Origin of the sequence: Neobacillus sp. WH10 (genome assembly GCF_030123405.1) — a bacterium.
Lineage (GTDB): Bacteria > Bacillota > Bacilli > Bacillales > Cytobacillaceae > Neobacillus.
On the sequence record NZ_CP126110.1, the window covers coordinates 4,031,031 to 4,043,450 of the forward strand.

General features: G+C 39.8%; 14 protein-coding genes. All 14 read right to left on the minus strand.

The features are described 5' to 3' along the window. Window positions 1-49: 49 nt before the first annotated feature. Entirely contained in the window at window positions 50-916 is an 867-nt protein-coding gene (locus QNH20_RS19750; RefSeq protein WP_283919675.1) for a M50 family metallopeptidase, read from the minus strand. After that, complete coding sequence (locus tag QNH20_RS19755) at window positions 909-1,697, minus strand: M23 family metallopeptidase (RefSeq protein ID WP_283919676.1); 789 nt, start codon at window positions 1,695-1,697, stop codon at window positions 909-911. Before QNH20_RS19755 ends, QNH20_RS19750 begins: the two co-directional genes overlap by 8 nt. A gap of 154 nt (window positions 1,698-1,851) precedes the next feature. Next, window positions 1,852-2,655 (minus strand): septum site-determining protein MinD, encoded by an 804-nt coding sequence (gene minD, locus QNH20_RS19760; protein WP_283919677.1) that lies wholly within the window; start codon window positions 2,653-2,655, stop codon window positions 1,852-1,854. 1 nt (window position 2,656) lies between these two features. Beyond that, on the minus strand, window positions 2,657-3,337 hold the full coding sequence (minC, locus tag QNH20_RS19765; protein ID WP_283919678.1) for a septum site-determining protein MinC: 681 nt from the start codon (window positions 3,335-3,337) through the stop codon (window positions 2,657-2,659). Window positions 3,338-3,532: 195 nt separating this feature from the next. After that, window positions 3,533-4,051 carry a rod shape-determining protein MreD gene (mreD, locus tag QNH20_RS19770; RefSeq protein ID WP_283919679.1) on the minus strand — a complete coding sequence of 173 codons (519 nt, stop codon included), beginning with the start codon at window positions 4,049-4,051 and terminating at the stop codon, window positions 3,533-3,535. Beyond that, entirely contained in the window at window positions 4,048-4,929 is an 882-nt protein-coding gene (gene mreC, locus QNH20_RS19775; protein ID WP_283919680.1) for a rod shape-determining protein MreC, read from the minus strand. Before mreC ends, mreD begins: the two co-directional genes overlap by 4 nt. Window positions 4,930-5,122: 193 nt before the next feature. Then, entirely contained in the window at window positions 5,123-6,145 is a 1,023-nt protein-coding gene (locus QNH20_RS19780) for a rod shape-determining protein (protein WP_283919681.1), read from the minus strand. A gap of 163 nt (window positions 6,146-6,308) precedes the next feature. After that, window positions 6,309-6,998, minus strand: coding sequence for a RadC family protein (gene radC, locus QNH20_RS19785; RefSeq protein ID WP_283919682.1), 690 nt, complete (start codon window positions 6,996-6,998; stop codon window positions 6,309-6,311). 46 nt (window positions 6,999-7,044) lie between these two features. Next, the gene (locus QNH20_RS19790; protein WP_283919683.1) at window positions 7,045-7,617 is read right to left on the minus strand and encodes a Maf family protein; all 573 of its coding nucleotides are present in this window, start codon (window positions 7,615-7,617) and stop codon (window positions 7,045-7,047) included. Window positions 7,618-7,823: 206 nt separating this feature from the next. After that, window positions 7,824-8,897 (minus strand): hypothetical protein, encoded by a 1,074-nt coding sequence (locus tag QNH20_RS19795; RefSeq protein ID WP_283919684.1) that lies wholly within the window; start codon window positions 8,895-8,897, stop codon window positions 7,824-7,826. A gap of 134 nt (window positions 8,898-9,031) precedes the next feature. Then, window positions 9,032-9,829, minus strand: coding sequence for a pilus assembly protein PilO (locus tag QNH20_RS19800; protein WP_283919685.1), 798 nt, complete (start codon window positions 9,827-9,829; stop codon window positions 9,032-9,034). Next, the gene (locus QNH20_RS19805) at window positions 9,826-10,671 is read right to left on the minus strand and encodes a PilN domain-containing protein (RefSeq protein WP_283919686.1); all 846 of its coding nucleotides are present in this window, start codon (window positions 10,669-10,671) and stop codon (window positions 9,826-9,828) included. Before QNH20_RS19805 ends, QNH20_RS19800 begins: the two co-directional genes overlap by 4 nt. Beyond that, on the minus strand, window positions 10,671-11,660 hold the full coding sequence (gene pilM / locus QNH20_RS19810; protein WP_283919687.1) for a type IV pilus biogenesis protein PilM: 990 nt from the start codon (window positions 11,658-11,660) through the stop codon (window positions 10,671-10,673). The genes QNH20_RS19805 and pilM overlap by 1 nt, the downstream gene beginning before the upstream one ends. A gap of 15 nt (window positions 11,661-11,675) precedes the next feature. Beyond that, window positions 11,676-12,416 (minus strand): prepilin peptidase, encoded by a 741-nt coding sequence (locus tag QNH20_RS19815; protein WP_283919688.1) that lies wholly within the window; start codon window positions 12,414-12,416, stop codon window positions 11,676-11,678. Window positions 12,417-12,420 lie beyond the last annotated feature (4 nt).

Genomic DNA, 12,420 nt, shown 5'->3' on the forward strand with positions numbered 1-12,420 from the left:
AGCGCTCGTTAACCGGGCGCTTCCGTTTTTTTTTCTATTATACCCTTTTTTAATATGAAAAGAGAAGGTCGCTGATTTTATCGGTTAGGCGCTTTTCTGTAAAATAGGCATGCAGGAGCTCGTTTTCATCCAATGTGCCCGCTTCCTTTCCGCCCGCTTCGACGATGATCGGATGTTTACAGCCGCGTTGAAATTTTTCTAACACATGGATGAGTAAGTCCTGTTCATTGGCCTGGATAGGCCTCAATGCCTGCAGGCTCGACTTTTTTCCATAATAGCGCTCTAATAAAAATCTCATGAAAATAAAGCGCCTTTGTTTCCACTCATGGTAAAGTGAGAAAAATAAAAAGGCAATTACGACCCAAACATTTATATTAGCAGGTGCAGTAAGTAAAATGATTATCGAAAACAGGGATAGGCTGAAAAATGAAATTAACAGTGTCAGACGATGTGCATGCGGAAAAGAACTTTTTAATGAAAGGAGTAAGAATACCAGTTTTCCGCCATCAAGCGGCCAAACGGGAAAAAGATTGAACACGAAAATCATAACGTTGTAACTTATAAATAGTTTAAATAAATCTTCAGGAATCACGTGCAGCGAAACTAAGCCGTATGCTGCCGCCACCATCCACACATGCTGTAGCGGTCCGGCAAGGACAACAATCGATTCCTCCTTAAGGGGACGATTGCCGTGCTCATCCATTTCAGCAACCCCGCCAAACGGCAGAAGGGTGATTTTCTTAATTCTCCATGAAAAAAAAGAAGCCGCAGCAGCATGCCCCATTTCATGTATAAATATAATCCCGAGCAGCAGGCAGACTTCTAGGAAATGACCGGTTGCAATCGATAGGGCAATCACAATCCACAGCAACGGATGAATCTGTACTTGTCGTAGTAACGTAATAGCTCTATTCAAAGCGAATCACCTGGATCGGGTCGATGAAATCATCGTCTTTTTTAATGGCAAAATAATACTTGCCTTTTGTTTTATCCTCACCGGTTGACGCGGAAACCGTCCCCACCACTGTTCGCTTTTCGATATATTCATAAAGGTTGACTTTTATTTCATCTAAATTTCCGTACCATGTTGTTGAATCATCGGGGTGTTGGATGATGACTGTTTTCCCCAAACCTTCTTTAACTCCAGCGAAAGTAACATACCCGTCGTTTATCGACTGTACTACGGCGCCTTTTTCCGTTTCAATCATGATGCCTTGGCCATTTTTTTCAAAGTTTTCAAGGATTTTTCCCATTGCCGGAACGGAAAAATCCGACTCTTTGACAACAGTCTTTTTTCCAGCTCGATCGTCCTCTGAAAATGGAAGCAAGGCCAATGGTTTGCCGAACTTGTCTTCATACCAGTTGGAAACTGTGGCAAACTTAAAATCCTTGTCCATTTGCTTTGTAACAAAGTCCCTTACTGGCTCGAAGGTTGCATTATGATTGCGAAACATAATGGCAACCATTAAAAACAGGAGTACAGACGCCAATATTTTGAAAAAGAATACTTCCTTCTTAAATAATGGATGTCCGGAATCCCCGTCTCCTTTTTCAGTAGAGGTAATATGATTAAACGTGTAGTTTTCATCCTCGCCAGGCCAAATCATTTGGCGTTCTGGTGTTTTAGTCGTTGAGCCCTGTTCTTTTTTCCTTTTAGCGATTCGTCGCCGTATTTCATCCGGTGTAGTCCGCGCCATACCCATCAACCCTTTTCCCACTTTTTTGTACAAGTTTATGAAGAGCAATGGCATAGTATGACTTCACATAAAGGTTATCCTAAATTTTATTGTTTCAAAGGAAAGGCCAAAAATAAAAATAGCCTGTCCACATCAATAAGGACAGGCACATTAATTATCGAACACCAAAAAACTGCTTAATTTTTGTAAAAACACCTTTATTCGCTTCTTCTAGTGGCTGAAGCGGGATGGATTCTCCAAGAATCCTTCTGGCAATATTGCGGTAGGCAATAGACGCCCTGCTATTTGGATTAAGGGCAATCGGTTCACCATGGTTGGAGGCTTTAATGACCTCTTCATCGTCGGCAACGATACCAATAAGTTCAATGGATAAATGCTGGGTGATTTCATCAATATCGAGCATATCGCCGCTCTTCATCATATGATTACGGATACGGTTGACTACTAATTTAGGAGCTTCCATGTTCTGTTTTTTTTCAATCAAGCCAATGATACGGTCTGCGTCACGAACGGCGGAAACCTCTGGTGTTGTGACGATAATTGCTTTATCAGCTCCGGCCAAGGCATTCTGGAATCCCTGTTCAATACCAGCGGGACAATCAATTAAGATATAATCATAGTCTTGCTTTAATTCACTAATCAGTTCTTTCATCTGCTCGGGTCTAACAGCTGACTTATCAACGGTTTGTGCTGCTGGCAGTAAATATAATAACCCGTCAAAGCGCTTGTCCTTGACCAATGCCTGATGGATTTTGCACCTTTTTTCCACCACATCGACAAGATCATAAATGATTCTATTTTCAAGCCCCATGACGACATCCAAGTTTCGAAGACCGATGTCTGTATCCACTAAGCATACTTTTTTTCCTTGAAGGGCCAATGCTGTGCCAATATTAGCAGAAGTTGTCGTTTTCCCTACTCCGCCCTTACCGGATGTAATTACTATTGCTTCACCCACTTTAATGTCCCCCTTCGAATCTGTTTAAATTAGGCCTTAAATGAATTAAAACTTGTAATCTATCAACAATAATTTGACGGTCCTCATCTATGTAAGCACATTCCATTTCCCTTTTCTCATTTTTTTGTATGGAATCTGGCGCGCGATTAATAGAATCACTTATCTTAAGCTGCGTTGGTTTCATATTGGATGCCGCAATAACAGCCTCCTCGTTGCCATAGCAGCCGGCATGTGCCAATCCTTTTAATGACCCCATGATAAAAATATTTCCACCGGCAACGACCGTTCCACCTGGATTGACATCACCGATTAATAGTAAATCACCAGGGGCTCTGAGCACTTGGCCTGAGCGAACAATGCTAGAAACGGTCATGACCTCATTTTCGGCCTTTTGCCGTTTCACTTCTTCCTTTGTCATAACATCCGATTCAATATCATCCACAACTAAATTCTTCTTTTGGCGAATCAAACTCTTTAGCTCTTCCCGCTGCTCCTCGGTTAAATATCGATTGCCAACATGTACTTTCACAGAGAATAAGTTACGTTCCTCCTGTGTCCTCGAGTTGGCCGAAAGCTTTTGATCTAGTTCTTTTTTTAGTTCCTCGTAGGAACATGTATCATCAAGATGAAGGACAAGACCTTCCTTCGTTCCTTTTATTGTAACATTTTGCCGTTTTTTCATGGAGAAATTTCACCTCATAATTAAAAAAGCAATTTCAGAACAAGCAAATTTTTTCCTGCCAAAAATGAAATTTGCATGTCGTCATGCACATTCCGAATCAAAAGTACTAACATCTTAATTAAATTTCGACATGATCCGTCCATTCTCCTCTTTTTTAAAGAGAAAACTCATACTCCGTAAACCAAGATAAAATAATTATTCAGCTCTTAATGTTTCGGCATGCTTTTCAAAAATCCGCTTAAAAGGATATCCTGCAATAATGATAAAGACGGCATTCAAAATAAGGGTCGGATAAAAACGTAAATTGATAAAGCTCATAAAATCGAGGCTTGTCACATGGATTAAATGATCCATTTCGTAAACCCCCACTTCTAATAAGGCGATGCCAAAAAGAGATACGAGAAAGGCAATCACAATATTATTCTGCATGATTTGCATGATTTTTGAAACAAGATAACAAATAAATGGATAAAGAAATAGGTAGATCCCAATAATTTCGATGTAAACAATATCAAACAATAATCCAAAAATAGCCGCATAAATTATTCCCTGTTTCTTTCCAACATAAATCGTCAGAAATAAAAGGGCTGCAAAGAGAAAATGGGGAGCTACAATGCGATTCCGTCCCAACATGTCTGCCGGTGCATATTGAACAAAAAGACTTTCTAAAATAAATAAAAACAGAAACAAAAGAGGAAGAAGGAACTTTTTCACGATTCCTCCTCCTTCCCTTCAGTGGTTTCGGCTGCATCCACCGGTTTCATGTTAGTTTTCGTAACGATCACATTTTTAATATCGTAAAAATCTGCCCCAGGTTTCACGAGTGCTGTCTGGTTTAATCCATACTGATCCTGTTTCACCTCGACAACTTTTCCAATAGGTAACCCTGCTGGAAAAATACCGCCTAACCCTGAGGTAATGACAGTTTGGCCCTTTTCAATTTTTGCTCCTGAAGGGATGGCTTTCACCATAAGCAATTTCTTCTCTTGATCATAGCCTTCCACAAGACCATGCACATCAGTTTCGCCTTGGACGATGGCGGAAATCCGGTTCTTTGGATCCATTGAGCTTAATAGCTGTACCGTTGAACTAAATTGCGTCACACTTTTTACTTTTCCAATCAGGCCGTTTGCCGTGACAACAGCCATATTTTTTTTGACACCGTGTATTTTACCTTTGTCAATAATAATCATTTCATGCCAACGATCAGGGTTTCTGCCAATAACAGTAGCTGGAAGTGGTTCATAATCTCTCAAGGTCTTTTTTTCACCGAGAACGTCACGCAATTCTTTATTTTCTTTTTTCAGCTCTTGAACTTGTGCTTCAAGGCTGGCAAGATTTTCAATGCGTGATTTTAATTCCTTATTCTCTTCATATGTATTTGTCAAGTCCTGGAGATTTTCGAAAAAGCCAGCAACATAGTTGGTAGGCTTTGAAACCAAGGATTGAACCCAGCCGGTTGTATCTTTGACAAATTGCTCCGGCCAGGTTAGTTTACTTCTCTCCCTTATAGAAAACCCAATCAATGCCACGAGAACAATAATGCTGACAAGCAAAATAATCAGTCGTTTATTCAAAAAGAACTGTGGCATGATTATACACCTCTATTTTTCTAATAAATACGAATTTTTAAATCTTTGAACTTTGAAAAACTGATTAGCATTAGTGAACTTCGCTCTTCTCCCTTAATTAAAGCAACACCGAATCATAACGCTTTCTGTGTTGTCAGATTCAGCGTCTAGGGGGCACACCCCCCTGGATCAAGGGTCTTATGTTTTTTCTAATTTAACGGGAATCCTTTGATTTGTTTTTAAATAAATGAATATGATCGAGCGCCTTTCCTGTTCCAATTGCAACGCAATCAAGCGGGTTCTCGGCAATCAAGACAGGCATTTTCGTTTCTTCGCTAATAACCCTGTCCAAATTACGAAGCAGCGCGCCCCCACCTGTTAATACAATTCCCCGGTCCATAATATCTGCGGCAAGTTCCGGCGGAGTCTTCTCTAATGTATTCTTCACGGCTTCGACAATCGCATAGACTGTGTCATTTAAGGCAGCGGCAATTTCTTTAGCCGTAATTTCAATCGTTTTTGGCAGACCAGTTAATAAATCACGGCCGCGGATTTCCATATTATCGATGCCATCAGGCGTACCAGCAGATCCGATTTCTACTTTAATCGTTTCCGACGTACGCTCCCCAATCATTAAATTATAATTTTTGCGGATATATGAAATAATCGAATCATCCATTTCATCACCAGCCACACGAATTGACTGACTTGTCACGATGCCCCCTAATGAAATAATTGCGACTTCTGTTGTACCTCCGCCAATATCAACAACCATACTGCCGGTTGGTTCCCAAACAGGAAGGTTAGCACCAATCGCTGCCGCAAATGGCTCTTCTATCGTATATGCATCCTTTGCCCCTGCTTGTCTAGTCGCGTCGATGACAGCTCTTTCCTCAACTGCTGTAATACCTGACGGTACACAAACCATAACATATGGCTTTCCAGAGAAAAGATTAGTACCTTTCTGTGCTTGACGAATGTGGTGCTTCATCATCGCTGCAGTTGTTTCAAAGTCAGCAATGACACCATCCTTCATCGGTCTCATCGCAACGACATTCCCAGGCGTCCGTCCAATCATGTTTTTCGCATCGTTTCCCACTGCCACGATACTTTTTGTATCAGTTTGCATAGCAACTACTGATGGCTCTCGTAAGACAATTCCTTTTCCTTTTACATAAACGAGGGTATTTGCTGTCCCCAAGTCAATCCCAAGATCTCTAGGTTTAATTCCAAACATAATTTTGTATCTCCCTTTCTGATACGAAATGCACAAATTCCTATAGGCAGGTAATTACCTTATTTATCATGTCTTTTTTCGTACTTATTATATAGCTATTTTAAAATCAGTCCTAAAAAATCATACCCATTATTATAGCGCATCGTCAAATAATATCCTAGTGTTATAAATACCCTTTTTCCTTTAAACTCACAAACTTGTTTTCACCAATAATGAGGTGGTCGAGCAAATCTATTCCGATTATTTTTCCACATTCAACCAGCCTCTTAGTAACCTCAATATCTTCGCGGCTTGGTGAGGGATCGCCGCTTGGGTGATTATGCAGGGCGATTACTGATGCCGCAGACCGTTTTAATGCCTCTCGGAAAACCTCGCGAGGATGCACGATTGAGGCATTTAAGCTGCCGATAAAAACAGTTTGTTTATGAATTACTTGATTTTTCGTGTTTAAATATAAACAAACGAAGTGTTCCTGTGTCAAAAAGCGCATATCGTTCATGACATACTTGGCCCCGTCTTCAGGGGAGTGAATCACATAGCGGTCAGTATAATTTAGGTTGGCCATTCTTCTGCCAATTTCAACGGCAGCAAGAATTTGAATCGCCTTAGCCGAACCAATCCCTTTTATTTCGGTTATTTCTTCTAAGGTGGCTGATTTTAAAAGTCTTAAACCTTCAAAATGGGTAAGCAGGCGATTCGATAATTGTAATACCGACTCATCCTTCGTTCCGGTGCGAAGCAGGATGGCAATTAGTTCATGATTGGATAAGCTTTGCGGGCCATGGTGGATAAAGCGTTCCCTTGGCCGTTCATCTTGCGGAAAATCACGGATCATTAATGTATTTGTGGACACTTTTTTTCCTCCCTTTTATCGAGGGAGTTAATGAACCTAATAAAAGTTAATACGGCAACTGATAGCCTGCCTTTTTCAATTCCCTAATAGTTCTGGCAGCAGGCAGGCCGACAACCGCAAAATAGTCTCCATTTATTTTTTTGACAAGCATACTTCCGAGCTGTTGAATGCCATATGCACCTGCTTTATCAAGCGGTTCGCCAGTTTGTACATAGGCTTTAATTTCGTCGTCCGTTAACTCCCAAAACCAAACTTCCGTTTTTTCATAAAAACGAGTTGAACTTTCTGGAGACACAATTGAAACACCTGTAAATACATCGTGCTGCTGACCTGACAGACTTTTTAACATACTTATTGCTTCTGCTTCATCAGCTGGCTTTCCTAAGATTCGATTATTCGCAACGACAATCGTGTCCGAACCAATCACAAAGGCATCTTTATTTTGATTAAAAACTGCCTGTGCCTTACGCTCGGCTAACTCCATCACTACTTCCTCCGGGGAAAGTGAAGGATCAAAGCTTTCATCAACTTCACTGCTTGAAATCGCGAATGTTAAATGGAGATTTTCTAGAAGTTCTTTTCGCCGTGGAGAAGAAGAGGCTAAAATGAGGTTCTGCATTTAATCACCTTACCTTTTTGCATTTGTATAGGAAGATACATGTTAATCGTATCAGAAATTGCCAGTGCAAACAATTTTTATATGATTAAAATTTGAAGAAATATGTCAAATTATGCAAAGTGATTTTTTTGCCACAAAAAAACCTGCCTCCATTGGACAGGCTTATCTTGCTTACTATTTCCCGGATAATAATCGAGATATGTCGATTACATGGAATAATAGGTTGATAGGAAATTTAATAAATGCTGCTGTGCTTCGCGAATGCTCTTTGCATCTTTTGATTTTTGGTAGGCTTTAACCTGTTCTTCAGCGCTGGATAATTCTGCTTTTAGATTTTTTACCTTTTCGTTTTTAAGGTCGTTTACTTTTAATTGTTCTTCAATGCCAGCTAATGCTTTAGTGGACTCTTCTGAAATGGATTTCGTTAATAGAGCACTTGAAGTAACTAAAGAAAGGGTCTCGTAAATCTTAGGGACAGTTTCTAAAAAGTCCTTTTCTTTTGTTGAAATATCGGAAACTTTCTTTTCATCAAGTAAAAGCGGCTTGGCAAATACATCCTCTACTCCATTTTCTTTAAATTTGGTGCCAAGTGATTTCGCTGTATCGATTGAATCCGCTACACCGAGGAATAAATATTGTTTCCCATCCATTTCTACCAATTGGGATGGAACACCCTTTGAAGATAACTGTGAAGAAGTTTCCTTGGCACCACCCTTCGAAGAAAATACACCACCTTGAATGACATAGGCAGTTAGTTGCTTTAGGTCTGCAGATGTCGTCTTACCAGCAGCAGGTTTCTCTTCAGTCCCACCTTTTTCTTCCACAACAGGTGGTTCAGTTACTGTCTTTTCAGAAGGTCCTGTTGTCAACAGCTTTAGCATAACAATACCTATCGTTGTACCAATCAGGATCGCAAAAATACCTGAAATGACGATGGATCCTAGCGGCCGGCCATTCTTCTTCTTAGAATTGGATGAAAAGGATATTATTTTAGGTACGCTACCTTTCTTTGGCGTGTTGCTGCTGACTATAGTAAATTCTTCTATATCATTTTCTGAGGATTCAGGAATAATCCAGTCAAAGCTTTTATCGACAGATTCCTGGGCTGCTGCCGTCTCCCCAAAAACATCTGAATCTAACTTAGTCGAATCTATTTTTATCACTCTTGTAACAGGCTCGATGCTCGCTTCCGGCTCACTTTTTTTCGGTTCATCCTGAATAGACTGGGTTTCAGCATTTAATTTGATCTTAATTGTATTGCCTTTTTTAGGCTTGTCCACTAATTGTACTCCTCTCTCTTCCGACGGGTAATTTGTTTCATCCTATCATAAAGGCAAAAAAAAATAACAAGACTTTTGTCGTCTTGTTATCGTAGACTTTCGCCAAATTACTTGTTAGTTCGCCATGTTGTTAATTAAGGTTGTGTTTGTGTCGTAGCAGGAAACTCGCTTAATGGATTATCTTTTCCAGCCGGTGCAGGTGCGTCGATTTTTGGAAGATCTGCCGCCAAGTCAGCTAAATTAGGCATATAAAAAGCAGAAATCGTCAGACTGTAGCTTATTGGTTTAACTTCTTGCTCCAAACTAGTTATCTCTTGACCGCCTGTATAGCTAATCGATTCTACCACGACAATCCGCTTTAAAGATTCTAAGGTTTCAATAAACTTTTCAAAATCCTTATAGGTTGGTGATTCAACACTCAACGAAACGGTCAGCTTCTTAAGGGCAGCAGGTTGAGACGGGTCCGGTTTCTTGTCAGCAGATGCATCCTGATTTGTCGTCCCTTGATTAGCAGCAGTTTTATTAGCCGCATCTTGACTTCCGGCAGTTTGTTGACCATTTGTATTTTCAGCATTTGTTTGTTCAGCAGCTGTATTCGCATCCTCTTTTGAAAAGCCTATCGAACTAATCTTACTATTTGAAAGTGTTTCCGCCTTTTCTAAATCTAAAAGAAGCTGTTCCTGTAAAGGCTTTACAGGCAAGACCTTTTGCAATTCCCGAGTATCTTCAGCCGTTTTTTGGGTATCTTCAGCCTTGTTTTGACTAACTACATCCAATAGCTTTTGTAAAGTTGTTAAGGTCTGCTTCTTCATTCCTAAATCTGATTTCAATGGTGAGAGGGAAAAGAACTGAGCATAAACGATGAGTAAAACTAACAAAAGAGCGCCGGCTCCAAGAATTAGTTTGTCTCTTTTTGAGAAACGAAGCTTCATGAACCAGCCACCCCTTTCTCATCCTTCTTGCTCTTTTTGATATTTTCCTTCACAAACGCTTTATTCAGCTTTATTTCAAATTGGCCTGAATAGCGAGGAAGAATATTTGTATTCTCACTTACTGTCGTTCCCGATGTTGTTGCGGCATTACTCGGGTTATTTCCTGTATTAGGATCTGCCGTTGTATTATTATTTTGGTTAGCTGCAGTTCCTGCGGCTGTATTCGTCTGATTTCCAGCATCAGCAGTTGCTCCATTAGGATCCTGACCGGTTGTGCTTTGATTTTGATCAGTTGTATTCGGCTGGTTTGTTGTGTTAGTTGTAGAACCTGTAGTTGAGCCGTCAGAAGTTGTTTTATTTGTATCGGCCGCTGCAGATAATGAACTCAAACTTGCATCTTCAATCCATTTTGATTGATTGAGATGTTCTAAAAAGTATGCAGCTTCACGTGCACTATCAAACTGGACTGTTAGCGTGATCGTACCTTCCTCGGTATATCCAAAGCTTTGAATAAAACCACGCTCCGGAAGCAAAGAAGTTAGGTGACGCATGACAGGAATCGTCTGGATGGGATAATTTTCTGCCCATTCGATTGCACTTTTTAATTGACCTACAGAGCTTGAAGATTCTATCCTTTTACTTTTTTGCTCTTCTTTTTCAGTAATTTTTTTTGTCATTGAAATTTGACTGTCTATTGAGGCCAACTCATCTTTTATCGATTGGGTTTGCCAAAAATAAAACCCAGCAATTAAAACAAAGACTACAAGTAAACAAGATAGTGTGATAATAAAATTATATTTTTTTGGTTCTTTTTGAGGAAGCAGGTTAATTTCTACTAGCATCACTGCACCTCTTTTAAGGCGAGACCTAAAGAAAGTAACAGATTAGACGGTACGCTTCCTGCTTTACCTTTTGTTTCAAACGAAATTAGTTCTACAGGCACTTCAAATCTCTCTCTCATTTCCTCAACTATTGCTTCAAGCATCGGATGATCGCCATTTAAGAGAAACTTTGTAATATCCTGTTTTTCTTTATTTAACGTATAACGATAAAAATCTATTAGCTTATTTATTTCATTAAAAATATCTTCAAATTGGACTACTAATTCTTCTGCATCACTAGTATATTTACATTCCATTAATCCCCTGCTATCCCTTTTAATGTCCCATTTATCATGTTCAAAAGACAATGCAAACGGTCGCATAACAACAGGTGCACTACCTTCGAAAATACATAAATTTACACTAGTCAAGTCAAAGTGAACAGTAAAAAGAATTTCATTTTGGTCAACTTGACTTAGTTGATGGTATAGACGATAAAGTGCAAGCGGTGAAATATCAGCGGCGATCGGATTTAGCTTTAAGCTTGAAAATAAGTTCGCATATTCCATTACATGATGTTCCGGTGCAGCAAAAAGAAGTAGATTCTTTGTTTTTTCATTTTCCGATAGTCGATAATAATCAAACACTGGTTCTTCAAATGGTAAATGGATACTTGACCCAAGCTCCAAGTACAAATACCCTTTTATTTCATCGTCCTGAATTTCAACAGGGATAGAGACTTTTCTAATAATAACAAGTGGATCTGGTACTAAGAAACGGATTGAGCGTCTCCGCATCTTCCATTCATCGATACACTCCTCCAAAATGGTCGTTAAGGAATCAATATCAGCTATCTTTCCATCACTAATAATGCCCGGTGGGAGAAACCTTTCACTCCATCTTTGTGCAGAGGGAGGGTCCGTTTGCTTCAATTCAAGAAAACGAATGGAATGGTCATTTAATACCAAGTTGATAATTCGGTTTTTGGGTGTAAATAGAGAAAAAGTCATACAAAAACCCCTTAGTTAAAATCCTTGAGTAAGAAACCGCAGGTATAAATCAATTAAATCCGGTCCCCAATAATAGGCTGTCAATGTTCCTGCTGCAATAAATGGTCCAAATGGAATCGGCTGACGCTTCTTAACTATTTTAAAAAGCATGGCCAAGCCGCCTATTACTGCACCGTATAAGGTTGAGAGAAAAAATGATAAAAGTACAAGTTTAAAGCCTAATACAAAACCAAGAACGGCGTAGAGCTTCACATCACCAAAGCCCATCCCGCCCTTGCTGACAAACATGATCACAAAAAGAACAAGGAAACCTGTAACAGCTCCAATGAGGCTATCCCACCATGGAGATAACGGCAAAAAAATCCGTTCCAATAAAAAAAGCCCTGCAAACCAGATTAGAATTTTATCAGGGATGATCATATAGTTTATATCTGAAACAACGATAATCATTAGCATCGATACTAGTGATAAGGCAACTAATAACTCTACAGACCATCCAACAACTATAGGTGCTGTTGCAAAAAGAATTCCCGTAAGTAATTCCATTATTGGATAAACAGGAGAAATCCGCGACTGACAGCCGCGGCATTTCCCCCCTTGAATTATGTATGAAAACACTGGGATGAGTTCAAATGGTGTCAACTGATGCCCGCAAGTCGGACATGCTGATCTTGGTGTAACAATTGATTGTTTTAATGGGACTCGAAGGCCGACTACGTTAAAGAAGGAGCCAAGGAGAAGACCGTAAATAAACATTAAA

What these genes read in the sequence shown, in the direction of transcription:
- QNH20_RS19755 (WP_283919676.1), bottom strand. Translation starts at nt 1,697, where the DNA reads ATGGCGCGGACTACACCGGATGAAATACGGCGACGAATCGCTAAAAGG.
- minC (WP_283919678.1), bottom strand. Translation starts at nt 3,337, where the DNA reads ATGAAAAAACGGCAAAATGTTACAATAAAAGGAACGAAGGAAGGTCTT.
- mreC (WP_283919680.1), bottom strand. Translation starts at nt 4,929, where the DNA reads ATGCCACAGTTCTTTTTGAATAAACGACTGATTATTTTGCTTGTCAGC.
- QNH20_RS19780 (WP_283919681.1), bottom strand. Translation starts at nt 6,145, where the DNA reads ATGTTTGGAATTAAACCTAGAGATCTTGGGATTGACTTGGGGACAGCA.
- QNH20_RS19790 (WP_283919683.1), bottom strand. Translation starts at nt 7,617, where the DNA reads ATGCAGAACCTCATTTTAGCCTCTTCTTCTCCACGGCGAAAAGAACTT.
- QNH20_RS19800 (WP_283919685.1), bottom strand. Translation starts at nt 9,829, where the DNA reads ATGAAGCTTCGTTTCTCAAAAAGAGACAAACTAATTCTTGGAGCCGGC.
- QNH20_RS19805 (WP_283919686.1), bottom strand. Translation starts at nt 10,671, where the DNA reads ATGCTAGTAGAAATTAACCTGCTTCCTCAAAAAGAACCAAAAAAATAT.
- pilM (WP_283919687.1), bottom strand. Translation starts at nt 11,660, where the DNA reads ATGACTTTTTCTCTATTTACACCCAAAAACCGAATTATCAACTTGGTA.
- QNH20_RS19815 (WP_283919688.1), bottom strand. Translation starts at nt 12,416, where the DNA reads ATGTTTATTTACGGTCTTCTCCTTGGCTCCTTCTTTAACGTAGTCGGC.